Annotated in this window: 24 protein-coding genes; 18 read left to right on the top strand and 6 right to left on the bottom strand. The window is 62.1% G+C overall.

What is annotated here, in order from left to right:
- The first annotated feature begins 150 nt into the window (after positions 1-150).
- The 7 genes from AC1DU8_RS09320 to AC1DU8_RS09290 all read left to right on the top strand — a co-directional run bounded on the left by AC1DU8_RS09320 (position 151) and on the right by AC1DU8_RS09290 (position 8,613).
- Positions 151-2,106 (top strand): PhoX family protein, encoded by a 1,956-nt coding sequence (locus tag AC1DU8_RS09320; RefSeq protein ID WP_457280707.1) that lies wholly within the window; start codon positions 151-153, stop codon positions 2,104-2,106.
- Between the two features lie 305 nt (positions 2,107-2,411).
- Positions 2,412-3,461, top strand: coding sequence for an Ldh family oxidoreductase (locus AC1DU8_RS09315; protein WP_477665923.1), 1,050 nt, complete (start codon positions 2,412-2,414; stop codon positions 3,459-3,461).
- Between the two features lie 289 nt (positions 3,462-3,750).
- Positions 3,751-4,767 carry a D-xylose ABC transporter substrate-binding protein gene (gene xylF / locus AC1DU8_RS09310; protein ID WP_457280705.1) on the top strand — a complete coding sequence of 339 codons (1,017 nt, stop codon included), beginning with the start codon at positions 3,751-3,753 and terminating at the stop codon, positions 4,765-4,767.
- A gap of 162 nt (positions 4,768-4,929) precedes the next feature.
- The gene (locus AC1DU8_RS09305; RefSeq protein WP_457280987.1) at positions 4,930-6,060 is read left to right on the top strand and encodes a sugar ABC transporter permease; all 1,131 of its coding nucleotides are present in this window, start codon (positions 4,930-4,932) and stop codon (positions 6,058-6,060) included.
- A 305-nt stretch (positions 6,061-6,365) separates the two neighbouring features.
- Complete coding sequence (locus AC1DU8_RS09300) at positions 6,366-7,145, top strand: ATP-binding cassette domain-containing protein (RefSeq protein ID WP_477690110.1); 780 nt, start codon at positions 6,366-6,368, stop codon at positions 7,143-7,145.
- A 15-nt stretch (positions 7,146-7,160) separates the two neighbouring features.
- Positions 7,161-8,339, top strand: coding sequence for an ROK family protein (locus AC1DU8_RS09295; protein ID WP_477702286.1), 1,179 nt, complete (start codon positions 7,161-7,163; stop codon positions 8,337-8,339).
- A 103-nt stretch (positions 8,340-8,442) separates the two neighbouring features.
- The gene (locus AC1DU8_RS09290; protein WP_457280702.1) at positions 8,443-8,613 is read left to right on the top strand and encodes a hypothetical protein; all 171 of its coding nucleotides are present in this window, start codon (positions 8,443-8,445) and stop codon (positions 8,611-8,613) included.
- A gap of 35 nt (positions 8,614-8,648) precedes the next feature.
- On the opposite strand, the gene AC1DU8_RS09285 is transcribed toward AC1DU8_RS09290, so the two are convergent.
- Positions 8,649-9,164, bottom strand: a complete 516-nt coding sequence (locus AC1DU8_RS09285) for a MarR family winged helix-turn-helix transcriptional regulator (protein WP_477690107.1) — start codon at positions 9,162-9,164, stop codon at positions 8,649-8,651.
- Positions 9,165-9,225: 61 nt separating this feature from the next.
- Between AC1DU8_RS09285 and AC1DU8_RS09280 the strand changes: the two genes are divergently transcribed.
- The 4 genes from AC1DU8_RS09280 (at position 9,226) to fabG (ending at position 13,997) form a co-directional block, all read left to right on the top strand.
- Positions 9,226-9,630 (top strand): GFA family protein, encoded by a 405-nt coding sequence (locus AC1DU8_RS09280; protein WP_457280700.1) that lies wholly within the window; start codon positions 9,226-9,228, stop codon positions 9,628-9,630.
- 196 nt (positions 9,631-9,826) lie between these two features.
- Positions 9,827-11,035 (top strand): acetyl-CoA C-acetyltransferase, encoded by a 1,209-nt coding sequence (locus AC1DU8_RS09275; RefSeq protein WP_477690106.1) that lies wholly within the window; start codon positions 9,827-9,829, stop codon positions 11,033-11,035.
- Positions 11,036-11,040: 5 nt separating this feature from the next.
- Positions 11,041-13,188 carry a 3-hydroxyacyl-CoA dehydrogenase NAD-binding domain-containing protein gene (locus AC1DU8_RS09270; protein WP_477726668.1) on the top strand — a complete coding sequence of 716 codons (2,148 nt, stop codon included), beginning with the start codon at positions 11,041-11,043 and terminating at the stop codon, positions 13,186-13,188.
- A gap of 65 nt (positions 13,189-13,253) precedes the next feature.
- On the top strand, positions 13,254-13,997 hold the full coding sequence (fabG, locus tag AC1DU8_RS09265) for a 3-oxoacyl-ACP reductase FabG (protein ID WP_477690104.1): 744 nt from the start codon (positions 13,254-13,256) through the stop codon (positions 13,995-13,997).
- Between the two features lie 64 nt (positions 13,998-14,061).
- On the opposite strand, the gene AC1DU8_RS09260 is transcribed toward fabG, so the two are convergent.
- Positions 14,062-14,667, bottom strand: a complete 606-nt coding sequence (locus tag AC1DU8_RS09260; protein WP_457280696.1) for a hypothetical protein — start codon at positions 14,665-14,667, stop codon at positions 14,062-14,064.
- Between the two features lie 271 nt (positions 14,668-14,938).
- On the opposite strand from AC1DU8_RS09260, the gene AC1DU8_RS09255 reads away from it, so the two are divergent.
- A complete protein-coding gene (locus AC1DU8_RS09255) occupies positions 14,939-15,289 on the top strand; it encodes a hypothetical protein (protein ID WP_477726667.1) in 351 nt (116 codons plus the stop codon).
- A 2-nt stretch (positions 15,290-15,291) separates the two neighbouring features.
- Here AC1DU8_RS09255 and AC1DU8_RS09250 read toward each other — a convergent pair whose 3' ends face one another.
- Positions 15,292-16,149 carry an AraC family transcriptional regulator gene (locus AC1DU8_RS09250; RefSeq protein WP_477726666.1) on the bottom strand — a complete coding sequence of 286 codons (858 nt, stop codon included), beginning with the start codon at positions 16,147-16,149 and terminating at the stop codon, positions 15,292-15,294.
- A 99-nt stretch (positions 16,150-16,248) separates the two neighbouring features.
- On the opposite strand from AC1DU8_RS09250, the gene AC1DU8_RS09245 reads away from it, so the two are divergent.
- The 4 genes from AC1DU8_RS09245 (at position 16,249) to AC1DU8_RS09230 (ending at position 18,988) form a co-directional block, all read left to right on the top strand.
- Positions 16,249-16,605 (top strand): cupin domain-containing protein, encoded by a 357-nt coding sequence (locus AC1DU8_RS09245; RefSeq protein ID WP_477726665.1) that lies wholly within the window; start codon positions 16,249-16,251, stop codon positions 16,603-16,605.
- Between the two features lie 66 nt (positions 16,606-16,671).
- Positions 16,672-17,667 (top strand): bifunctional helix-turn-helix transcriptional regulator/GNAT family N-acetyltransferase, encoded by a 996-nt coding sequence (locus tag AC1DU8_RS09240; protein WP_477726664.1) that lies wholly within the window; start codon positions 16,672-16,674, stop codon positions 17,665-17,667.
- Positions 17,668-17,831: 164 nt separating this feature from the next.
- Complete coding sequence (locus AC1DU8_RS09235) at positions 17,832-18,407, top strand: chromate transporter (RefSeq protein WP_457280691.1); 576 nt, start codon at positions 17,832-17,834, stop codon at positions 18,405-18,407.
- Positions 18,404-18,988 (top strand): chromate transporter, encoded by a 585-nt coding sequence (locus AC1DU8_RS09230; protein WP_477649214.1) that lies wholly within the window; start codon positions 18,404-18,406, stop codon positions 18,986-18,988. Before AC1DU8_RS09235 ends, AC1DU8_RS09230 begins: the two co-directional genes overlap by 4 nt.
- 18 nt (positions 18,989-19,006) lie before the next feature.
- Here the strand turns inward: AC1DU8_RS09230 and AC1DU8_RS09225 are convergent, their stop codons facing one another.
- Both AC1DU8_RS09225 and rlmB read right to left on the bottom strand, forming a co-directional pair.
- Entirely contained in the window at positions 19,007-20,158 is a 1,152-nt protein-coding gene (locus AC1DU8_RS09225) for an NAD(P)/FAD-dependent oxidoreductase (RefSeq protein ID WP_457280689.1), read from the bottom strand.
- Entirely contained in the window at positions 20,155-20,907 is a 753-nt protein-coding gene (gene rlmB / locus AC1DU8_RS09220) for a 23S rRNA (guanosine(2251)-2'-O)-methyltransferase RlmB (protein WP_477649216.1), read from the bottom strand. Before rlmB ends, AC1DU8_RS09225 begins: the two co-directional genes overlap by 4 nt.
- Positions 20,908-21,066: 159 nt before the next feature.
- Between rlmB and AC1DU8_RS09215 the strand changes: the two genes are divergently transcribed.
- Both AC1DU8_RS09215 and AC1DU8_RS09210 read left to right on the top strand, forming a co-directional pair.
- Positions 21,067-21,945 (top strand): c-type heme family protein, encoded by an 879-nt coding sequence (locus tag AC1DU8_RS09215; protein WP_457280687.1) that lies wholly within the window; start codon positions 21,067-21,069, stop codon positions 21,943-21,945.
- 59 nt (positions 21,946-22,004) lie between these two features.
- Positions 22,005-24,284 (top strand): protein kinase domain-containing protein, encoded by a 2,280-nt coding sequence (locus tag AC1DU8_RS09210; protein ID WP_457280686.1) that lies wholly within the window; start codon positions 22,005-22,007, stop codon positions 24,282-24,284.
- A 112-nt stretch (positions 24,285-24,396) separates the two neighbouring features.
- Here AC1DU8_RS09210 and AC1DU8_RS09205 read toward each other — a convergent pair whose 3' ends face one another.
- A complete protein-coding gene (locus tag AC1DU8_RS09205) occupies positions 24,397-25,143 on the bottom strand; it encodes an ABC transporter ATP-binding protein (protein WP_477726663.1) in 747 nt (248 codons plus the stop codon).
- Between the last annotated feature and the right edge of the window lie 52 nt (positions 25,144-25,195).

Genomic DNA, 25,195 nt, shown 5'->3' with positions numbered 1-25,195 from the left:
TGCCTGGGGCCGTCTGTGGCAGCCCTTTTCAAGAAACTGTCACACAAGCTTCCTAAGATTCCCGCAGCGCAGCCCGACTTGCCCCGCCGGAGTGCGCGGCCAGGGCTGCGGCTTCGCGATCACCCACCTGAAACACTGGAAACCATAACAATGTCCGACCTGGCCACCCCTTCCCTTCCCTCCCGCCGCACGGCCCTGAAATTCCTGGCGACTGCGCCCATGCTGCCGCTGGGGGCCCTGGCCTCCAGCACCCTGCTGTCGGGCTGCGCCACCGGCAGCGGCCCCGCCGCTGCGGGCAATTACTTGTCTTCCAGCTTCACCTCCATGGCCGCCCCAACGCTTGCCAACGCGGCCGCCATGGCCACCACCACCGTGGGCTCCAGCCTCCAGGTGCGCCTCAAAGACAACAGCACGCAGAGCTACAAGCTCGCCTACCAGCCCTTCTTCGTGACCGGCGACATGGTGCCGGACGGCAAGGGCGGCACCATCCTCGCCGGCGGCTATGTGGACATCAGCAACCGGCCCATCATTGACCGCTCGGTGCCCGGCAAGGAACGCCAGATATTCTCGGACGGACCTGACGGCACCTCGCTGCTCGGCCTGCCCAATGCCAACGTACCCGGAGTCAAAGGCAAAGCAGTTTTTGCCGTAGTTCAGTTTGAATACACCACGCGAGACCTGGCTGGCGCCGACGCTTACGGCAACCTGCCCTCACCCATCGCCGTGCTGACGCTGGACCAGGACCAGGCCACCGGCAAGCTCAGCCTCGTGAAATACCACAACGTGGACATGTCCAAAGCGCATGGCCTGTGGATCACCTGTGGCGCCAGCCTCTCGCCCTGGAACACCCACTTGTCCAGCGAAGAGTACGAGCCCGATGCCCCCTTCGCCGCGGAAAGCGCGCAATTCAAGAAGTTCAGCAAGAACGTCTATGGCGACGAAACCAAAGCGAACCCTTATCACTACGGCCACCTGCCGGAAGTCACCGTGCATCCCGACGGCACCGGCACGGTCAAGAAACACTACAACATGGGCCGCATCTCGCATGAGCTGGTGCAGGTCATGCCGGACAACCGCACCGTGCTGATGGGCGACGACGCCACCAACAGCGGCCTCTTCGTCTTTGTGGCGGACCGTGAAAAAGACCTGTCTTCCGGCACGCTGTATGTGGGCAAGCTGGGCACCGGCTTCTCGGTCAACCCTGCCGACCAGGGCGCGAAGATCTCCTGGATCAAGCTGGGCCACGCCACCAGCGCCGAGATCGAAAAGATGGCCGACACGCTCAAGCCCGCCGACATCATGGCGGTATCGAAAACAGACCCCGGTGATGCGAGCTTCACCAAGGTGTTTTATGGCGGCAACGCCAACTGGATCAAGATCAAGCCCGGCATGGAAAAAGCCGCAGCCTTCCTGGAAACCCACCGCTATGCCTACCTTATGGGCGGGAGCATGGGATTTTCCAAAATGGAAGGCACCACCGTCAACATCAAGGACAAGGTCGCCTACTCGGCGCTGCAGAATATCCAGGACTCCATGGTCAAGACCGGCAAGGGCTGGAACGCGGCCAGCGGCATCGCGCTCGACAAGGCCCTGATCGCCGGCGGCGTGATGGCGCACAAGCTGGACGGCGGCCAGAAAGACCTGGGTGGCAACGCCATCGACAGCGAATGGATGCCGGTGCACACCAGGGCCCTGCTGGTCGGCGAAGACATTGCCGCCGACGCGCTGGGCAACAAGGCCGACCCCAACCAGATCGCCAACCCCGACAACCTGAAGTTCTCGGAAAAAATGCGCACCCTCTTCATTGGTGAGGACAGCGGCTCGCACATCAACAACTTCATCTGGGCCTACAACGTCGACACCCGACAGCTGTCGCGCCTGATGTCCATGCCCGCGGGCGCCGAAGCCACCGGCCTGCATGTGGTGGACGACCTCAACGGCTGGACCTACATCATGAGCAACTTCCAGCATGCGGGAGACTGGAACTCGCTGCATGGCAAGGTGCAAGCCACGCTGGATCCGCTGGTGCGCGCGAACTACAAGGACCGCTTCGGCGCGGCTGTCGGCTACCTCACCGCGGACCCCAGCAGCATCAAGCTGGGCTGATTGGCGACGTAACCATAAACATGTTCGCCTGCACCGCCTTCGGTGCCTCAGGCGGAAAGCGGGCTCATGGCCTGCTTTCCGCTTTTTTTATGGCACCGGATTAAATGCCGCGATGGATTGTGCGGTGTGCGCCCCTACCCGCTCGTCCCTAGAATGTTCAAAATAACGATGGCCGGCCTGACGTGACCTGCTGCGCTGGAAGATACGCATCAAAACGCCCTCTAACCCATACAGGACGAGCGCAAGCAGCTATCAAAAACAGAGCATCTACAGCGACAACATTGAGACAACCCCGAGACAAATCCATGCGATACGCCCAGACCGATCTGATCAACTACGCCCAAACCCTGCTGACCACCGCCGGGCTGGAGCACGACAAAGCCGCTGCCGTGGCCGACATCCTGGTCCAGGGCGACCTGATGGGCCACAACACCCACGGGCTCGCCCTGCTGCCGGGCTACCTGGCTGAGCTGGAATCTGGCGCGATGGAAAAACTCGGCACCCCAACGGTGCTGGCCGACCATCCGGCCGCCGTGACCTGGGACGGCCGCCGCTTGCCCGGCCCCTGGCTGGTTCTGCAAGCGATGGCATTGGCCACTGAGCGTGCCGCAGCCCAGGGCACCTGCACCGTGGTGATTCGCCGCAGCCACCACATCGCCTGCCTGGCCGCCTATCTCAAGCGCGCCACCGATCAGGGCCTGATGATGTTGCTGACCTGCTCGGACCCGAACACGGCCAGCGTTGCCCCCTTTGGCGGGCTGGACCCGGTGTTCACACCCAACCCGGTTTCTGCCGGCATTCCCACCAACGGCGTTCCGGTGCTGATGGATGTGTCCACCTCGGCCACGACGAACGGCATGACCAACCGGCTGCACAAGGAAGGCCAGCGGCTGCCTGCTGCCTGGGTGATGGACGGCCACGGCGTGGCCAGCGACAACCCTTCGGTGCTGTTCGACGAACCCAAGGGCACCATCCTGCCGCTGGGTGGCATGGACTCGGGCCACAAGGGTTATGGCCTCACCTTGCTGGTAGAGGCATTAACCGGAGGCCTCGCAGGCCACGGCCGCGCCGATCCGAAAGAGGGATGGGGCGCGACGGTGTTCCTGCAGGTGATTGACCCGCGCACTTTTGCCGGCCTGGATGCCTTCATACGCCAGACTGGCCATGTCGCCGATGCCTGCCGCGCATCACGACCCGCGCGAGCAGGGTCTGCCGTGCGCACCCCGGGGGAAAAAGGCATTGCGCTGGCAGCCAGGCAAATGGAATCGGGCGTGGAGCTCTACCCCTCCATCCTGCCCGCACTGTCAAGCTGGGCCATCAAGCTTGGGGTGACAGAGCCGTCTGCCGCCCACTGAAGCGCAGCCTTTCCAGGGGAAAACCGATCCAGCCAGCCGTTGCCGCTGACGGGTTTTCTGCTTGCAGCGCCTGCTGCTCAGCCTTTGGTATTACAGAAACCATCAAAAATTTAAAGCGACCCCCGCACACCCGGGGTTTGTCCCTAGGCGGGGAATTTTTCAGGTCCACATAATTAGTGCGTCGTTCAAACTAATTCTGAAGTGCTGCGTTTGCAGCGGAACGATTACCGGGATTCAGCTGGGTTTTCAAAACTACACGCCCGACTGGGCAGAACTATCGGAGACATTCATGAAACTAAAAAATTCCCTCACCGCAATGGCACTCAGCCTGGCCGCTGCCGGCGCATTTGCGCAGGTCACTGTCGGCGTCAGCTGGTCCAACTTCCAGGAGGAACGCTGGAAAACCGATGAGGCAGCCATCAAGACGCAGCTTGAAAAGCTGGGCGCCAAGTACATCAGCGCAGACGCCGCGGGCTCCCCCGAAAAACAACTGGCGGACATTGACGGCCTGATGGCCAAGGGCGCCAAGGTCCTGATCGTGCTGGCCATGGACAAGGACGCCATCCTGCCCGCCGTGAACAAGGCCACCAAACAAAAAGTGCCGGTTATTGCCTACGACCGCCTGATCGAGGCACCCGGCGTGTTCTACATCACCTTCGACAACAAGGAAGTCGGCCGCATGCAGGCCCGTGCGGTGTTCCAGGCCAAGCCCAAGGGCAACTACGTGATGATCAAGGGCTCTCCCACCGATCCGAATGCCAACTTCCTGCGCGAAGGCCAGCAGGAAATCATTGACGCCGCCGTCAAGAAAGGCGACATCAAGATCGTGGGCGAGGAATACACCGAGGGCTGGAAGCCTGAAGTCGCGCAGAAAAACATGGAACAGATCCTGACCAAGAACGGCGGCAAGGTCGATGCTGTGGTGGCCTCCAATGACGGCACCGCTGGCGGTGTCGTGGCGGCGCTGAGTTCCAAAGGCCTCAAGGGCGTACCGGTGTCCGGCCAGGACGGTGACTTTGCCGCCCTGAACCGCGTGGCCATGGGCACCCAGACCGTGTCGGTGTGGAAAGATGCGCGCGACCTCGGTAAACAGGCGGCCAGCGCAGCTGTCAATCTGGGTGCCGGCAAAAAAGTCGACGGCGCGACCTCCTGGAATGGTGGCGAGAAAAAGATCGCCCTGCAGGCCCAGTTCCTCAAGCCCGTGCCTATTACCCGCGACAACCTCGATGTGGTGGTGAAAGCCGGCTGGATCAAGAAAGACGAACTCTGCAAGGGTGTCACGGGCAACGTCGCGGCCTGCAAGTAATACAGGCTTTAATACAGGCGTTCAACCACCTGCTCCCCGTTCTGCGCAAGCAGGCAAGGCAACCGGCCTGTAGGTTGCCTTGGGGAGTGCTGCATCCTCAAAACCATGCAATTTCCCGTTCGATTCCTGCGCAACGCTGCTGTCGACTGGCGGCTGGTGTTCATGGGGGGCGTGCTCGCCGTCCTGGCGGGCGTATTCCAGGTCCTGTCGGGCGGCATTTTCCTGTCGCCTGAGAACCTCTACAACATTGCCCAGCAAACAGCGGTGGTGGGCATCGTGTCCACTGTCATGGTGCTGATCATTGTGGCCCGGCATATTGACCTGTCGGTCGGTTCGGTGATCGGTTTTGTCGGCGTGCTCATCGCCTATCTTCAATACACCCTGGGATGGTCCTGGCCGGCGGCCTCACTCGCCGGGCTGGCTGCGGCGCTGGTGGTGTCGGTATACCAGGGATGGCTGACCGCCATGCTCGGCGTCCCGTCTTTTGTGGTCACGCTGGGAGGGCTGATGTCCTTGCGCGGCGCGGCTTTTCTGGTGGCCGACGGCAAGACCCAGCCCGTCAGCGACGAGACTTTTCTGCAACTCGGTGGCGGCTATGACGGTGGCATCGGCGTGACCGCCACCTGGGTCCTGACCGTCTGTGTGAGCCTGGTTCTGGTGATTCGCATGCTGTTGCGCCGCCGTGCCTCTACGCGCCATGAGATGCCCAACCAGCCCGTGTGGGTGGATGTACTGCTGGTGGCGGCACCGGTGGCCCTGCTGGCCGCGTTCGCTGCCACCATGAACAGCTATCTGGTCACCAACAAGGACGCTCCCCAGGGCATCCCGATCCCGGTGCTCATCTGGGCGGCCGTGGCGGTGGTGATGTCCTTCATCTCCCAGCGCACCCGTTTTGGCCGCTATGTTTACGCCATGGGCGGCAACCCCGACGCTGCTGTACTGGTCGGCATACCGGTCAAGCGGGTGACGCTCATGTTGTTTGCCCTGCTCGCCGTGCTCATCACCATCGCGGCGATCGTGTCGGTGGCCCGCCTGAACGCAGGCACCAACTCGCTGGGCACCGGCATGGAGTTGTTCGTGATTGCCGCCGCGGTGATCGGCGGTACTGCACTGGCCGGAGGCAGTGGCACCATCATCGGCTCGGTGTTAGGCGCCCTCATCATGCAGTCGCTGGACAGCGGCATGCTGCTGCTGGACGTCTCCATCGGAAAACGCATGATCATCATCGGGCAGGTGCTGATTGTGGCGGTGGTATTTGACGTGCTCTACCGCAAGTGGGCGCAGGAAAACTAGGATGAAACACCCCCGAAGCGCCTTCGGCGCCCGGCACCTCCGCCAGAGGCGGAGGCCCTTCGAAGCCGTCCAAGCCTGCGCAGGCAGGCTTGGAGCCGCGGCTCTCAGCCCCTCAAGGGGGGCGAGACCCGCGGCTCCAGACCGACCTGCGTCGGTCTGGACGGGTCGAGCGGTGGCTGCCTCCGGCAGCCACGCGGCCTGCAAGGCACACCAGCGGCCCGGCGAAGCCGGTTCCGCGGTGTCCCTGGCCTTTGCCGTGCGGTTTCATGTGTCGCGGGTGGCGCGCAGCGCAATGGATCACTGAAATGCAAATCACTACCGAACCCCTGGTCGAATTCAAGGACATCCGCAAGGCCTTTGGCGGCGTTCATGCCGTGGACGGCGTGAACCTGAACCTGTACCCAGGCGAAGTTGTCGCCGTCTTGGGCCACAACGGCGCGGGCAAATCAACCCTCATGAAAATGCTGGCCGGCGCTTTCCCTATCGATTCGGGCGAGATCCATGTGATGGGGCAGAAAGTGAATCTCCGGACCCCGGCCGATGCACAGCACCAGGGCATCGAGACCATCTACCAGACGCTGGCGCTCGCCGACAACCTGGACGCCGTGGCCAACCTTTTTCTGGGCCGTGAAAAAATGACGACCTGGAATACGCTGGACGACTACTTCATGGAGGCGCAGGCACGCAAGGTATTTGGGCGCCTGAATAAAAACTTCACCAACATCCACACCCCGGTGCGGCGCCTCTCGGGCGGGCAGCGCCAGGTGGTGGCCATCTCGCGCGCCATCTACTTCAATGCCCGCATCCTGATCATGGACGAACCCTGCGCCGCCTTGGGCCCGGAGGAGTCCGCCATGGTGGCCAACCTGGTTCTGCAGCTCAAGGCCGAAGGCGTGGGCATTTTCCTGATCACGCATGACATGCAGGATGTTTTTTCGCTCAGCGACCGCCTGTCGGTGATGAAAAACGGCCGCCTGATCGGCACCTACCGCACGGCCGACCTGAACGAAGACCAGATTCTCGGCATGATCATCGCCGGCAAGCAGCCGGAAGGGAAAACACAGGCGCCGCACCGCATTGCCTGAACCATGCCATCGGCCATGAAAACCACAGGTGACCAGCAACTCGTCAAACGCATCAACCGCAGTGTGCTGATGCGCTTGCTGCGCAACCAGCCTGGGCGCTCGCGCGCGCAGCTGGCCAACCATAGCGGGTTGACCAAGTCGACAGTCAGCCTGCTGGTGCGAGAACTCATTGATGAAGGCTGGCTCAGTGAAATCAGCATGGCCGCCGCCAACGGTGTGGGGCGGCCCTCCACGCCCCTGCAAATCGACTGCCGGTCGCGCGGCCTGATTGGTGTGGAAGTGGCAGTCGACACCTTGCGTGTGGTGAGCGTGTCCCTGTTGGGGCAAGTGCTGTGGTCAACGCAAGAACCTTTGCGCGGCACACGGCCGCAAGACGTCTGCAGCCAGATTGCCGATCTGACAGTGCTGGCCCAGGCGCAGCTGGTATTGCGCGGCGCGCAACTTTCAGGTGTGGGCATCGGCCTGCCCGGCGCATTTGACGAAACCACCGGTGTGGTCCGATTTGCCCCCAACCTTGGTTGGCGCAACGTGGACTTCTTGCCGCAGATCACCCAGGCACTGATTCATGCAGGCCTGCCCCCGGTACCGGTACACGTGCAAAACGAAGCCGACACGGCCGCGCTGAGCGAATACGAATTCTCGGAGAACGACGGCAAGGACTCGCTGATTTTTGTGACCTGCGATGTCGGCGTGGGCGCGGGCATCGTGCTCAACGACCGGCTGTTCACCGGCATGCGGGGCATGGCCGGCGAGATCGGCCACAGCATTCTGGAGCTCGACGGACCCGCGTGCTCCTGCGGACGGCGTGGGTGCGCGGAGGCCTTCATCGGTTCGGGTGCTCTGGGCCAGCTGGCGGACACTCGCCGGTCAGGACACTACCTGGGTGTGCTGCTGCAGAACCTGTGGACCACCTTCGATCCCAGCGTGCTGGTGGTGGGCGGCGCATCCTGTCAGCATTTTCCGGAATTGGTGGAGGTTGCCAGGGAAACGCTGCAAAACTACGCCACCCATGCCGGCGTAACAGCTCCCATGGTGCGCGTGGCGCGTTACGGTCTGCTGGCTTCAGCGGTAGGTGCTGCCGCCCTGGTGCTGCACCAATATCTGCGTCCCATGCATCCCCGCGGCCGCCTCGTGAGCAATGGCCTCCCGGAGGGCTTCAAGCCCCGGGTGACGGAATTGGCCGCAGCCTCCTGAAACCATTCGTAGGCCCTCGCTGACACCCATCAGCGCATCTACCCGATAAAGCGCCGGCACCAAGGCACGCATAGTGGTGCCACAACATTTCGTGGAGAAGAAAATGTCTTTTGCGCTTTACATGATCGGTTTCGTGATTTTCCTGGCCGGTGTCATCTGGGGTGCCGTGGTGGCCGGCGTGCCGCATCTGTACATCGGCATAGGTGCGCTGATCTTCCTGGGGATAGGAATCTTCAGCGCCGTGAGCCGCACGCGCAGCAAAGACCCGTCTTAAGCGGCACGCGCCGGCAATCTCACACCAATCTCCCACTATTCCTGCGGCGCTTCCTGCGCCATCAAGGCCTGCTGCAACTGCGCCAGCACGGTGCTCGCGGCGCGTAGCTGGGCCTCATTCATCCCATCAGCCAACGCATTGGCCCATACTTTTTGCCCTGCCTGTATGGTTTGCAAGGCCTTGCGACCTTTGGCAGTGAGCCGCAGCAGCTTGGCGCGTGCATGAGCCGGATTGCTTTCATAGACGCTGAGCCCCTCTTCCACCAGTAAATCCGCCACCCGCTGCACGCTTTGCCGCGTCAGGTTCATGGCGCGTGCGATCTGTGCCACCGACAGCGGCGCGTCTTCCACAGCAGCCAGCACCTGCCAGCGCGCCGAAGTCTGCCCGGCCGGCGCCGCCAGCGCATCGCCGGCCGCCGTCAACAAGCCGTTGAGCTGCATCACCTGCACCACCAACCAACTCAGGGAATTGGCGGCCGGCGTGCGCTTGACCTCTTCGTTGGCAATTTCTAATTTGACAGCATGCTGTCGTTTAACTATACTTTCAGACATGACAACATTCTGTCATATCCGGATTTTCCCAACAACCTGCAACCATCAAGGAGTTCGCCCCATGCAAAAGACCTATACCGGAAGCTGCCACTGCGGCGCCGTCCGTTTTGAAGCCGACATCGACCTCAGCAAAGGCACAGGCCGCTGCAATTGCTCCATCTGCACCAAAACCCGCAACTGGGGCGCCATCATCAAACCCGACGCATTTCGGCTGCTGGCCGGCGAGAACGAACTGAACGACTACCAGTTCGGCACCAAAAGCGGCCACCACTTGTTTTGCAGGCACTGCGGCGTGCGGCCTTTCGGTCGGGGTTACGTGGAGCAGATAGGCGGCGACTATGTATCCATCAACATCGCCGCGCTGGACAACGCCGAACCGGCTGAACTGATCAGCGCGCCGGTCAACTACGCGGACGGGCGCAACAACGCCTGGTGGAACACCCCTGCCGAGACACGGCACCTCTGATTCATCGCGGGCATCCACCTCCCCTGAACGATGTCGGTCAGGAATTGAGGAAGGTCAGGTCCGGCCTCAGCCCACTACAACGCAACGCGGCTTTCCGTTCGTCTATTTATGCAAAGCGACTGCTTGGCGAAATGCATATACTTCAACGGCCCCTCCCCGCCAGCCCTGCGTTCCCGCCTTCCCGAGGAAAGCCATCATGAGCATCGAAGCCTTTATCTACGACGCCATCCGCACGCCGCGCGGCAAAGGCAAAAAAGACGGCAGCCTGCATGAGGTCAAGCCCGTCAACCTGCTGGCCGGCGTGCTGACCGACCTGCAACGGCGCAGCGGCTTCGACACTGCGGCCATCGACGACGTAGTGATGGGCGTGGTTTCACCGGTGGGTGAACAGGGTGCGGTGATTGCCAAGGTGGCCGCGCTCAAGGCAGGCTGGGATTTCCGCGCCTCGGGCGTGCAAGTCAACCGCTTTTGCGCCTCGGGCCTGGAAGCCGTGAACATGGCCGCGCAAAAAGTGCGCTCCGGCTGGGAAGACCTGGTGGTGGCCGGTGGCGTCGAGAGCATGAGCCGTGTACCGATTGGCGCCGACGGCGGCGCCTGGGCGCAAGACCCGGAAACCAACAGCGCCACCCTGTTTGTGCCGCAAGGTATAGGCGCCGACCTGATCGCCACGATGGAAGGTTTCAGCCGCGCCGACGTGGACGCCTTTGCGCTCGAAAGCCAGCAGCGCGCTGCCCAAGCCCGCGCCGCCGGCCACTTCGCCAACTCCGTTGTACCAGTCATGGATTTTCTCGGCCAGACGATTCTGGCCGAAGACGAATTCATCAAACCCCACACCACGCTGGAAGGACTGGCTTCACTCAAACCGGCTTTCGAGCAGCTGGGCAGCATGGGCTTTGATGCGGTGGCGCTGCAGCGCTATCCGCAGGTCGAGCGCATCCACCACGTGCACCACGCCGGAAATTCGTCGGGCATTGTGGACGGCGCGGCCGCCGTGCTGGTGGGCTCGGAGGCCGCCGGAAAAATCCACGGCCTCAAGCCGCGTGCCCGCATCGTGGCCGCCGCCCTGAGCGGCGCCGACCCCACCATCATGCTGACCGGCCCCATGCCCGCCACGCGCAAGGCACTCGCCAGGGCCGGCATGACGGTGGAGCAGATCGACCTGTTCGAAGTCAACGAGGCCTTTGCCGCCGTGGTGATGCGCTTCATGAAAGAGATGAAGGTGCCGCACGACAAGGTCAACGTGAACGGCGGCGCCATTGCCATGGGCCACCCGCTGGGCGCCACCGGCGCGATGATCCTCGGCACACTGGTCGACGAGCTGCACAGGCGCAAGTTGCGCTACGGCCTGGCCACGCTGTGCGTGGGCGGTGGCATGGGCATCGCAACGATTGTTGAAAGAGTCTGAATGCCATGAAGACCATCCAGTACCAAATCGAGGGCGGCATTGCCACCATCACGTTTGACGAACCAGACTCCCCCGTCAACACCATGTGCCTGCAGTGGCAGGACGATCTCACTGAAGTCACCGCGCAGGTGGTGAAAGACAAAGACGCCCTCAAAGGCATCATCCTCGCCTCCGCCAAAAGCACTTTTTTTGCCGGCGCTGACTTGAAGGCCGTGATGCGCCTCACACCGGCCGACGCGCCCAAGGCCTACGCAGAGATCGAACGCGTCAAGAAAAACTTCCGTACCCTCGAAACGCTGGGCATCCCCGTGGCTAGTTGCCTTAACGGGACGGCATTGGGCGGAGGCTGGGAAGTCGCATTGGTCGCCCACTACCGCGTGGCGGTGGACGACCGCAAAACACAGTTTGGCCTGCCCGAGGTCACGCTGGGCCTGCTGCCGGGCGCCAGCGGCGTGAGCAAGATGACGCGCCACCTTGGCTTGATGGGCGCGCAACCCTATCTGGTCGAAGGTAAAACCTTTAACCCGCGTGAGGCGCTTGAGCTGGGACTGGTGCACGAGCTGGTGGCCGATGCCGATGAGCTGCGCGGCAAAGCACTTGCCTGGATAGCCACCAACCCCACGGCCCAGCACCCCTGGGAAGCCCGGGACTACAAAATCCCGGGCGGCACGCCGGCCAACCCGAAGATCGCCGCGGCGCTCAGCGCCGCGCCCGCCATGCTCAAAAAGCAGACGCGCGGCCTCTACCCCGCGCCTGAAGCCATCCTGGCCTGCATGGTGGAAGGCACACAGGTGGACCTGGAAACCGCCTTTCGCATCGAAAGCCGCTACCTCGCCAAACTCATGACGGGCACCAATGCCAAGGCCATGATCAACACCTTTTTCTTCGACATGAACGCTATCAAGAGCGGGCAGTCGCGGCCCAAAGGCGTAGGGCGTTTCAGGCCTGCCAAGGTCGGCCTGCTGGGCGCCGGCATGATGGGTGCGGGCATCGCTTACGCACAGGCCAGCAAAGGCATTGCCACCGTGCTCAAGGACGTGAGCCAGGACAAGGCCGAAGCCGGCAAGGCTTACAGCAGCAAGATCACCGCGCCGCGTGTGGAGAAAGGCCGTATGACGGCCGCCGAGCAAAGCGCCCTGCTCTCACGCATCACCGCGACCGACCAGGTGACGGAACTGGCCGGCTGCGACCTCATCATCGAGGCCGTCTTCGAGCGGCGCGACCTCAAGGCCAAAGTGACGCAGGAGGCCGAGCCTTTGCTGGCGTCCGGCGGTTTCTTCGCATCCAATACCTCGACCCTGCCCATCAGCAGCCTGGCCACGGCAAGCGACAGGCCCGAAAAATTCATCGGTATCCACTTCTTCAGCCCGGTCGACAAGATGAAGCTGGTCGAGATCATTCGCGGCCGGCAGACCGACGATGAAACCGTGGCCAGCGCTTTTGACTATGTGCAGGCCCTGGGCAAGATCCCCATCGTGGTAAACGACGCGCGCGGTTTTTACACCAGCCGCACCTTCGGCACCTTTGTGATGGAAGGCGCGGCCATGCTGGGCGAAGGCATTCCCGCCGCCGCGATTGAAAACGCCGGCATTCAGGCAGGCATGCCCGTTGGCCCGTTGGCCGTGCTCGACGAAACCGCATTGTCATTAAGCGTGCATGTGCTGGACCAGACACGCACCGACCTCACCGCAGAAGGCAAGACCTACACCGCCACGCCCGGTGAACTGCTGGTCGAACGCATGGTAAAAGAGTTGAAGCGCCCCGGCCGCGCGGCCGGCGGCGGCTTTTACGACTACCCCACCGGGCCCGGCGCGAAAAAGCACCTGTGGCCCGAACTCAAGCCCCTGTTTGAAAAACCCGGCGCCGCCTGGGACATCAACGAACTCAAAGACCGGCTGCTTTACCGCCAGGCGGTGGAAACCGCCCGCTGCCTCAGCGAAGGCGTGCTGACCACCGTGCACGACGCCAACATCGGCTCCATCTTCGGCATAGGCTTTCCGGCCTGGACCGGCGGCGCGATGCAGTTTATCTACGGCATGGGGATTGACGCCTTTGTCTCTCGCTGCGGCGAACTGGCCAAAAAATTCGGGCCCGGCTTTACGCTCACGGGTGCGGTCAAAGATGCGATCCGCCAGCATCAGCCGGTTTACTGAGCTGCTTCGTTTAACTCACCCATCCTCCCATTCATCTCATCGATCCATATCCAAATATCCACTTCATGCCAAGACTCCAAAACAAGATCAGCATCATCACCGGCGCCGCCCAGGGCATAGGCCTCGCCACTGCACTCAAGTTTGCCCAGGAAGGCGCCACCGTCATCGTCTGCGACGTGAAACAAGCCGGGGTGGATGATGCCGTCAAGCGGTGCCAGGCCCTGGGCGCGCAGGCCGTCGGTTATGTGATGGATGTGACCCAGCGCGCCATGGTGGATGCGGTGGTCGGCAAGGTCAAAGACCAGTTCGGCCGCGTCGACGTGCTGGTCAACAACGCCGGCATCACCCAGGACGCACGCCTGCAGAAAATGACGCTCGAACAGTTCGACAAGGTAATCGACGTGAACCTGCGCGGCGTCTTTCACTGCGCACAAGCCGTGGCCGACACCATGACAACGCAAGGCAGCGGCGTGATCCTCAATGCGAGTTCAGTCGTCGGCATCTACGGCAACTTCGGCCAGACGAATTACGCCGCCAGCAAGTTCGGTGTAATCGGTTTCACCAAAACCTGGAGCCGCGAGCTGGGCCCCAAGGGCGTGCGCGTGAATGCCGTGGCCCCCGGTTTTATTTCAACGCCCATCCTCAGCACTATCCCCGACAAGGTACTGAAGGAGATGGAGGCCCATGTGCCGCTCAGGCGCCTCGGACGGCCCGAGGAGATTGCCAATGTCTATGCCTTCCTCGCGAGCGATGAGGCGAGTTATATCAATGGGGCAGTGATTGAGGTTTCTGGTGGGATGTCGGTTTAGGGTGGTATCGGGTGGTATCGCGAAAATGACTTCCTGCTGTCGGGAACCATGCTTGACCGAACAATCAGGCCCTGCGCTCACGGATAGCTTTTGATTTTCTAAGCTCGCTCATCAACTCTTCAACAAAAGTGGTAGCTCGTGCTTCCGGGTTCTCATCACCAAGAAACCATTTCGCGTGGTTGCTCACTGAAGTAGTGGCCCAGACAGTTTGATTGGTCTTTAGATCGACTAAAGACCATCGGATACTAAAACTTGCTCCGGTATTAGATTGCATGACCGAGGCAGGAAACACAATCAAACGATGCGAAGCGCCAAAAAGTCTTTCTTCGTCCTGTGTGGCCTTGATTACCTCTTCAACTGGAACACGTGTACTGGTGTTGGAAGGGTTTGGGCCTTTTTCTTCCAGGGAGAACTGGGTGGCAAATGGGGAATCGTTAAACCAAAGTTGCTTGGACGAGATATTTTCCTTGCTCAATGAATCATTTAGCTGACGCTTTACTTCTGCCAGGAATTTCCTTCCCAGAGCTCCTTCACGCAAGTCAAGAAATGAGTAGACGTAAACCGAACTTACACGATTCTCTCCCGCGAATTCAGGCGCGTTCGAGCGAAAAGATGTAGTCGCGCAAGCTGAAAGAAGAGCAATGGCGAGAAGTAGCAATACTTTTTTCAAGGGATCCTCTGGAATGATTGATGACTCAACATGGTGACGGCCGTTCCGTGCTCTCGGGGGGCCGACCTTGAAGCAAACAAGACGCGCCCATGCTTGCTGGCGATTCTATGCGTGCAACTTGCGAGCTGTATTCTTCAAAATAGGCTGGTGCGGGCAAATAGCCAATCCTGTTGCCTATTCACGGCTTCCACGATTCAACATGCCACTCATGACAATCTGCAATATCGATATAGCTTTTTAGTTCTTTGGGAGATGCAGGAGAATCCCCAAAATGCATCCACAGATGGTCACAAATCCGAACTCGGTAGTTGACGACCTCATCGATCGCATCACTGCGATCGTGCTGCGGACCTATGAGGTTGATCAGCTCTTGCCACACGAAAGCACCGAGCGCCTCTCGCTTGCCGCGCATGAACTCGTGAGCGCCATTTCGACGGACACAGGGCAAATCGACTTCTCCTGTGAGCTGACCCTTGCCGCTCACGAAAGGAAAAGCGCGTTCCTGGTGAGGGTGCAGGGCCAGGCCGCCTATGAAACCCCGATCTGGCGCATCAATGAGATCTATAACGTGGTTGTGGACCCGCTTGACCGCGGGGAGTCCTTATTTACCGACCTGCAGTAGATTCACCCGATGGTGACGGCGGAAGGTTTCATCTGCCGCAGCCAAGCGCCAGGCGACAAACCCACACTGCCCTTGAAGCGCCGGCTGAAATGGCTCTGGTCGGCAAAACCGCAGGCGGCGGCCACCTCGGCCAGGCCCTGCCCGGCCAGCATGGCTGACTGGGCGCGTTCGATGCGAACGGCGTTGAGGTAGATATGCGGTGGTACGCCAAACTGCCGGGCGAAGGCGCGGGTCAGATGAACACGCGACAAGCCGGCCTCGCCTGCGAGGGCGTCGACGGTGATGTCCTGGTCGAAGTGGCTGCGCAGGTAGTCGCGAATGCGGGCCATGCGTGCAACGCCAGCCGGCTTCACATCATCGCCTGAGCGCCGCTCTCCATAGCGCTGCAGCAAGCGCACCAGCACATTGCGCGTGAGCTCTTCAGCGCGCAGCGACTCCTGCGCCTGACCGCCTGCGCCTATGGCTCGCGTCAGTGCGCGGCCCATGGCGGCGTCGCGCACCACAGGTTGACGGAAGTAGGCCGCCATCTCGAGGCCGGCGTCCTTGTCACGGCAGTCGTTCACCACTTGTGGCGACACATACAGCATGCTGTAGCCAAAACCCTCCTGCGTGCCGCGCTGGCCGTCGTGCGGCTCGTCGGGATTAAAAAGAATCACATCGCCGCGCAGGCTGGCGTGCAGCGTGCCGCCGCAGTGGAAGGTCTGCACACCGGAGGCGGTGACGCCGATGGAATAGGTTTCGTGGCTGTGGCGCTCGAAGGTGTGTTCGGTGAAATGCGCGTTCATCTGCGTCACGCCGGCGAGTGCGCCGGGACGAAAGCGGGCCCAGTCTTTGGGCGTGGTTGCCTGGGCGTCGTGCATGAAACAATCGTAAAGGAAACAATCGTACAAGACGCGGCAGCCCTGGACAAGGAAACTCCCTCCTCAATCGCATTCAACCGCCATGAAAGAGGAGTTCACATGAAAGAAGCCGTAGACCTGCAAGCCAAGCTCGCCACCTTTGAAGGCCACTGGCAGCCGCGCACCGTGAGCGAGTTCAACGGGCACGACGTGATGGTCGTCAAGGTGCAGGGGGAATTCAGCTGGCATTCGCACCCGGAGAGCGACGACTTCTTCCTGGTGCTCAAGGGCGAGTTGCACATCGACATTGACGGGCAACCCACCGTCACGCTCAAACCCGGCCAGTTGTATGTGGTGCCGCGCGACGTGCGTCATCGCCCGCGGGCATCACAAGAGGCGCACCTGCTGCTGATTGAGCCGACCGGTGCGCCCAACAGCGGCGATGCGGCGACAGCGGCCCCGCGCCGGGTGATCTGAGGCCGGCCGAAACCGGGAAATACGAGATACTTGACTTTGTCAACCAATTAATTGACGATATCCAGCATGGCCTCGTCAATCAATACCGCCGCCTCAAGCATTTCTTCCCCACCACAAGCTGGAGCACTCCCTGCGGCCGCCGCTACGGCCCACATCAAGGCCGTGCGAAGCTTTAACCGCTTCTACACCCAGCGCATCGGCGTGCTGGACCCTTACCTGGGCAGCGAGTTTTCGCTGACGGAGGTGCGGGTGTTGTATGAACTGGCCCATCGCGACCAGCCTACGGCCACGGAGCTGGGGCGCGACCTGGCGCTGGACGCGGGTTACCTGAGCCGCATCCTGCGCCGCTTCGAAAGCCAGGGCTGGCTGGCGCGCGTGCCTTCGCCAGCGGACGCGCGGCAAAGCCTGCTGAAGCTGACCGAGGCCGGCCACGCTGCATTTGCGCCGCTGCAGCAGCGCTCCCGCGACGAAGCCGCCGCCCTGCTGGCCGCGCTGGCGCCGGACCACCAGCAAAAGGTGGTGACGGCCATGACCACCATGCAACGGCTGCTGGCCAACGGCACTGCGCCTGCCGCGACACGTACAGTGTTGTTGCGCGACCCCGGGCCCGGCGACATCGGCTGGGTGGTGCAGCAACACGGTGAAATTTACGCGCGTGAATACGGCTGGAACAGCGAATTCGAGGCCTTGGTGGCCGATATTGCCGGCAAGTACCTCAAGAACCACCAGCCGGAGTGGGAGAAGTGCTGGGTAGCCGAAGTCGACGGTGAGCGGGCGGGCGCGGTGTTTGTGGCGCGTAAATCAGCCACCGTGGCCCAGCTGCGCATGTTGATCCTCACGCCGCAGGCGCGCGGACTGGGCCTGGGCGGGCGCCTGGCCGACGAGTGCATCACATTTGCGCGCAGCAAGAGCTACAAAAAAATGGTGCTCTGGACCAACAGCTGCCTGGACGCAGCGCGCGCCATTTACGCCAGGCGTGGTTTCAAGCTGACCAGGAGCGAGCCCTACCATGGCTTTGGGAAAGAAAACCTGGTGGGCGAAACCTGGGAGCTGCGGCTGTAGCCGCCATGCAGGGCATGTCGGGCGCTGGCTCAAAAATTTACGCCATTTTGGCCTCCAGCCCATATCCAACGAGCGCAAGCAGCTATCTTATTAATAGCAAACGGCGGCCCTTGGTCTCCTGTGTACGGGCTGTGGTGCATCAATGAAGCGGCGATAATTGGTGCATGAGCACCCCTCCCGCCGAAGACCACCCGAAACCCCGATCCCTCTCCGACCTTTTCATCTCATTCACCTTGCTGGCGCTTCAGGGCTTTGGCGGTGTACTGGCTGTCGTGCAACGCGAGCTGGTCGAAAAAAAGCGCTGGATGACGCGCGAGGAATTCATTGAAGACTGGGCCGTCGCGCAAATCATGCCCGGGCCCAATGTAGTCAACATCTCACTGATGATAGGTGGCCGCTACTTCGGCCTCAAGGGCGCCCTGGCCGCGCTGGCCGGCATGCTGACCGTGCCGCTGGTGCTCGTGCTGCTGCTGGCGGTGGTCTATGCCCAGTTTGCCGGGCATCCCGGCGTGGCTGGCGCGCTGCGCGGCATGGGCGCCGTGGCAGCCGGGCTGATCGGCGCGACCGGCCTGAAACTGTTCGGCGCGCTCAAGAAAAACGTGCTGGGCCTGCAGCTGTGCGCCGCGTTCGGTGTGGCATGTTTCGTGGCCATCGCCCTGCTGCGCTTTCCCCTGGCCTATGTGCTGCTGGGGCTGGGCGGCGTGGCCTGTGTGCTCGCTTACCGCAGGCTGGCACCATGACCGAATCGCTGCACCTCGTCTTCGGCGCGCGGGAGTGGTTTGACCTCTTCCTGCATTACCTCTCGCTGTCGCTGCTGTCGATAGGCGGGGCCATCACCACCGCTCCCGACATGCACCGTTTCCTGGTCGACAAACAGCACTGGTTGACCGACGCGCAGTTCAACGCGTCCATTGCCATTGCGCAATCAGCCCCCGGGCCGAATGTGCTGTTCATCGCTTTGCTGGGCTGGAATGTGGGGCTGAACGCAGGGGGCATGCTGACCGGGCTGCTGGGCGTTTTCCTGGCGATGCTGGGCATCCTGATTCCGAGCACCACCCTCACCTACCTGGCTGCGCAGTGGGGGCACCGCAACCGCGAGCTGCGCGCGGTGCGGGCTTTCAAGCAGGGCATGGGGCCCATCGTGGTGGCCTTGCTGATCGCGACAAGCTGGATATTGGCCACCGCCAACGGCAGTTCGCTGAAAGACTGGCCGGTGTGGTTGCTGGCGGCCACCACCGCCGTGATTGTCTGGCGCAGCAAGATCCATCTGCTGTGGCTGCTGGGCGCCGGCGCATTGCTGGGCTGGTATGGGCTGGTCTAGAGGCCCGTTCCGGGGCGGCTACTCTGGTTTGCCGCGCCGGTGAAAGTACACCATGCGCGCAGCCTGCCGCATGGGTTCGGTGTCCAGGGCCATATTGAAGATCCAGTCTGCCTGAAAGCGGTCAAACAGCCAGCGCAAGGTGCGCTTGGCGCGGAACTTCGGATAGTGCCGCACCAGCCCTTGCGCCGGATCGGCCGGGTCGCTGCCGTCGACCGCGCCCTCCTGCAAAAAGGCGGCTACCGCGCTGCCCACCGCATCGCCATGCTGCAGGGCCGTATGGATACCACCGGCCGTCACGGGCGACACCATGCCGGCAGCGTCACCGACCAGCATGACGCGTGCATCGGACACCCGCTTCAGCACCCCACCGCAGGGAATCATGCCGGCGCGCGTCGCCAGCGGACTTGCGTTGCCGACATCCACATGCGGCGCGATTTTTTCCATGAAAGCGCCCATCCATGCCTGTTTGGCAGGCACGGACGCGCCTGAAGGCGACATCCGCCTGGCCAGCCCGATCTGGTGAATGCCGGCACCCGCAACGGCCCAGCCGATGTAGCCGGGCGCGAGCTGACGGTCTATGAAGCAGTGCAGCAGGTTGGCATCCAGCCGGGCCTGGCCGTATTCATGCTCGATGCCAAAGAGAAACTGGGTATTGAGCGACAGGCCCAAAGCCTTGGCCACACGTGAATGGGGGCCGTCGGCGCCGACCAGGTAGCGAGCCTGCAGCACCATCGGCTCCTGCGAGGTGACCGACTTGACCGACACGGCCCAACCGCCGCTGTCTCGCGCAGCCTGCTCGAACAGCGTGCCGGCCAGCAAGGTGACACCGTCCGCCACGACGGACGCACACATCCAGTCCAGCAGGGCCGGCGTGTCGGTTGCCCAGAAGTAATACCCGGGCGCGTGCAGATCGACATGGCGAAGATTGGGCGAATAAAGCCTCACACCGTCCACCTGCCGCACCAGCGCCGCGGGCACTTGCCGCAACCACGGGATGGTGTCTATGGCATCTTTCACGATGATGCCGGTGGTGTGCAGCTTGTCGCCGGAAGAAGTCTTCTTTTCGACAATGGCGACCTGCAGGCCCGCCCTGGCCGCGGCGCGCGCGCAGGCCAGCCCGGCAAAACTGGCGCCTATGACGACCAGGTCGAAGTGCTGCGGCGTCGTCATGCCCTGCGCTGGCGCAGGGCTTCGTACAGGCACACACCGCTGGCTACGGACACATTCAGGCTTTCCACCGCGCCATGCATCGGGATGCTGACCAGTTCATCGCAGGTCTTGCGCGTGAGCTGGCGCATGCCCTCACCTTCAGCGCCGAGCACCAGCGCCACGGGGCCTTTCAGGTCCACGTCGTAAATTGTTTTTTCCGCATCGTCGCTGGTGCCTATGCACCAGATGTTGCGTTCCTTGAGCTCGCCGAGGGTGCGGGCCAGGTTGGTCACCATGAAATAAGGCATGGTTTCGGCGGCGCCACTGGCGACCTTGGCGACGGTCGCGTTGATGCCGGCCGCGTGGTCCTTGGGCGCGATGACAGCATGGGCGCCGGCGCCATCGGCCACACGCAGGCAGGCGCCGAGGTTGTGCGGGTCGGTCACGCCGTCGAGCACCAGCAGCAGCGGCTGGGCCACACCGGCTTCTTCGAGTTGCTCCAGCAATTCGTCGAGCGATTTGACCTGCGCCAGCGCGTCGACCCGGGCCACAACGCCCTGGTGGCCGTGGCTGCCGCACATCTTTGCCAGGCGCAAACCGTCGGATTCGATCAATCGCACACCCGCCTCCCGGGCCCGGTCCGTGAACTGGCGCATGCGCGCATCGCGGCGGGACACATCGAAAAACACTTCCAGGACGGATTGGGGCGCTGTTTTGATACGAACGCCGACGGCATGGAAGCCAAAAAGCACTTTGGGAGAAGAAGACATGGCTGCGATTATCACTGTTGGCCGTAATTGGCATTACTACCGGTGTATCGGGTGCGACGAGCGGGGCACAATGACCTCCGGGCAGGACTAAAATAGTAACAATTTGTTGAACCTGTTGAATAATCCCGCTCTGCTGACTGCAGGGCACCTGGAGGCGCTATGGGCTTGAGACTGAAATTCAATTTGGTGCTGGTCGTGGTTTTTTTGGCCGGCTTTGCCGCGGCCGGCTACATCTCGCGCCAGCTGCTGCAGGACAATGCGCGCGAAGAGGTTCTGCGCAACGCCCGCCTCATGATGGACACCGCGCTTTCCGTACGGGCCTACACCGTCGAGCAGATCAAGCCGCACCTGGACAAACAACTCGAGGAAGTGTTCCTGCCCCAGACCGTTCCGGCCTACGCCGCCACCGAAACGCTGGGCCACATCCAGAAAAAGTACCGTGACTACGGCTACAAGGAAGCCACGCTGAACCCGACCAACCCGCGCGACCGCGCCACCGACTGGGAAGCGGACATCGTCCAGCAATTCCGCCAGAACGCCGAATCGAAAGAACTGATTTCCGAGCGTGCCGCCGCCACCGGCCGCCTGCTTTATATAGCCAAGCCCATTCAGATCACCAACGCGGCGTGCCTGCAGTGCCACAGCGTGCCGGCCAATGCGCCCGCCAGCATGATCAAGATCTACGGCGAGGCCAACGGCTTCGGCTGGAAACACAACGAAATCATCGGCGCGCAGGTTGTCACCGTTCCCATGGACATTCCCATCCGCAACGCAGACCGCACCTTCAAGACCTTCATGGTCTCGCTGGCAACTGTCTTCGCCGTGGTTTTTGTCGTACTTAACCTGATGCTGAGCTGGCTCATCGTGCGGCCTATCCGCCGCATGTCCCAGGCCGCCGACAAGGTGAGCACCGGTGACTTTGATGTACCGGAATTCGCTGACGGCGGAAAAGACGAAGTGTCCGTGCTCGGCGGCGCGTTCAACCGCATGAGGCGCAGCCTCGAAAAAGCCATGCAGATGATCGACCACGGCGCCTGATGTCCGGCCGGGCTCAATAATTCACAGGCACCCTCAGCCCCCACGAATCGATCCCACGAATGGAAGAACCGGAAGAAACAACGCAAGCCCTGCCCGTGCGTCCCACAGGCGGCGAAGGCAAGGACGCGGCTGCGCTTCTGCCGGGGCAAACCGTTTTTGAATATCGCATCGACAAGATGCTGGGCGGTGGCGGCTTCGGCATCACCTATCTGGCGCAGGACATCAACCTGCAGCTGCCGGTAGCCATCAAGGAGTACTTTCCCGGCGACCTGGCCGTGCGTTCGGAAGACCTGTCAGTGCACGTGCGCTCAAGCGCGAACAACGGCCAGTTCAATTGGGGGCTGGAGCGTTTCCTCGACGAAGCGCGGGCGCTGGCGTCCTTTCGCCACCCAAACATCGTGCGGGTGCTGCGTTACTTCAAGCAAAACGGGACCGCCTACATCGTCATGGAATACGAGTCCGGCGACCCGCTCAAGCGCTGGCTGGCCAGGCAGCCGGCGCTGGACCAGCAGGGCCTGCTGAAGATCATCTACCCGTTGATGGACGGGCTGGAAGCGGTGCACAAGGTGAATTTCCTGCACCGCGACATCAAGCCGGACAACATCTACATCCGCGCCGACGGCACGCCGGTGCTGCTCGACTTCGGTGCCGCCCGGCGCGTGACCGGCAACCACGACATGACCAACATCGTGAGCCCGGGCTTCGCACCGTTTGAGCAGTACCACAGCAAGGGCCACCAGGGGCCTTGGACGGACGTCTATTCGCTGGGTGCGGTGATGTACTGGATGACGACGGGCCACAAGCCCATGGAGTCGGCCTCGCGGGTGCGCGAGGACACCATGCCCAAGGCGGCCGACACGGCCAGCGCGGTGGTCTTCGGTGCGCCCCTGCTGCGCGCCATCGACTGGGCCATGATGCCCAACGAAACACAGCGCCCGCAGGACGTCGGAGCCCTGCGCCAGGCCCTGATCAGCTCGGACTTTCTCAAGACGCAGACCATCCGCGCCGCCAACCCGTCGTCCAACACAGCCGCCATTGCCCCGGTAGCGACGGTAGCGCCGCAGACCGATACGTCAACCACAAAGACAAGCAAGCTGCTGTCCGAAAGCGCCGTGCTCGCCTACGCGGCCAATTCCCAGTCCATTCCGCTCAACAGTGCCGAAAACCTGCGCAAGAACGTACTGGGCACGATCATGTTCCTGGACCTGGTGTCCTACTCCACCTATTCGGTTGACCAACAGGTGGCACTGAAGACCCTGTTCAACGAACTCATCACCAAGGCCATCGGCGGCGTGAAGGAGTCGTCGCGCATCATGATCGACACCGGCGACGGCGCGGCGATCTGCTTTCTGGGCGACCCCGAAGAGGCCCTGCAGTCGGCCCTGCTGCTGCGCGACCTGCTGGTACAAAAGTACGGCCGCAAGCTGTCCCTGAGGGTGGGCCTGCACCTGGGGCCAATCCGCATGGTGTTTGACATCAACAACCGCGTCAATGTGGTGGGCGACGGCATCAATGTGGCTCAGCGCATCATGGACTTTTCCAGGCCCAACCAGATCGTGGTCTCGCGTGCCTATTACGACGTGATTTCACGCATCACCGACAGCGCCGCCAGCCTCTTCGACTACCTCGGCCCGCACATGGACAAGCATCTGCGCTCGCACGAGATCTATGCGGTGCTGGACCCGAACGCCGCACCGGCCGCGCCGATGTCCCGCAACATGGAGTTCGAACACACCGCCTCTTTTGCCGCGCTGGCGTCGCTCACCCCGGAAATCGCGCTGGAAATTGAAAACGAGCTGGCCAAGGCCATCGGGCCGCTGGCCAAGGTGCTGGTCAAGAAAGCCATTCCGCGCACGGTCAGCGCCCAGGGGCTGCGCGACCTGCTGGCCATTTCCATTCCCGATGCGACGGCCCGCGAAGCCTTCCTGAAGCCGCGCCACGCCAGCGCGACGGTGAATTCGGGGCTGCATGGCGCCAGTGGCCCATTGCGGTCTACCGGCGGCAGCAGCAGCTACAGCCGGCCCATTTCCTCGACGTTTTCCCGCCCCTTGCGCAGCGACATGAGCCGGCCCCTGTCCACGTCGGCAACGACATCCGGAACGACCTCGGCATCCTCCACATCAATCAATGTGCAGAATTTCAATGCGGAGCTGCAGGCGCAGCTGGAACGCGCGCTCAGCCAGCATATCGGCCCGCTCGCCAAAACCCTGGTGCGCAAGGAAGCAGCCCGGCAGCTTACCTTTCTGGCACTGATCCACGCTTTGGCGCAGCAGATTGACCGGCCTGATGATCGCGCGAAATTTCTGGCCATCGCGCAGAAAATGCACGGCGGGCGCTGAGGGCGGCTTTTACGCCCCGCAATACGCTATGCTTTTGATAGCTGCTTGCGCCCGATGACAAAGGCCTTCAGGCCATTTCCCCTTACGCTTTTCCGCTGGGGAACTCTCGGCATCACGCCGGGCTGACACGCCCCGCATCAATGGTGATGCGACGCTCACAGCGCGACGCGATGGCCTGGTCATGCGTCACCAGTACCAGGGTCGTGCCGAGTTCGCGGTTGAGCTCAAACATCAGCGACATCACCGTCTCGCCGGTGGCAAAGTCCAGGCTGCCTGTCGGCTCATCGGCCAGCAGCACCGCCGGCTGCACCACAAAAGCACGGGCCAGCGCCACACGCTGCTGTTCGCCACCCGACAACACTTTCGGGTAGTGGCCCAGCCGCTCCCCCAGGCCGACACGCTTGAGCATGTCGGTGGCCAGCGTGCGTGCGTTTTTGGCGCCCGACAGCTCCAGCGGCAGCATGACGTTCTCAAGCGCCGTCAAATTGCCCATGAGCTGAAAGCTCTGGAAGACAAATCCGACCTTCTGCGCACGCAAGGCGGCCCGGTCGTCTTCGCTGATTGCAAAGATGTCCTGCCCCGCCAGCCTGACCGTGCCCTGCGTGGGCGTGTCCAGCCCTGCGATGATGGACAGCAAGGTGCTTTTGCCGGAACCCGATGCACCGACAATGGCGGCGGTTTCCCGCGGGGCCAGGGCGAAGTCAATATCGCGCAAAATGGCCAATGTGCCGGTGGAGTCCGTGACTGACTTGAAAACATGCTCAACGGAAATAATTGAAGACGTCGGGGACGGTGCGGGCACAGCGGAAGCCGCAGCCCTGGAACCATCATTCACGCCACTCACCACGGGTTCAAACATGTCGGCCTTGTCAGGAAATATGAATTCAGACTTTACCAAGCTTGCCCTTGCG

Source organism: Polaromonas sp. P3_A5 (assembly GCF_056403055.1).
Note: the sequence above shows the minus strand (reverse complement) of the source record. Positions and strands in the feature narration are given on the sequence as shown.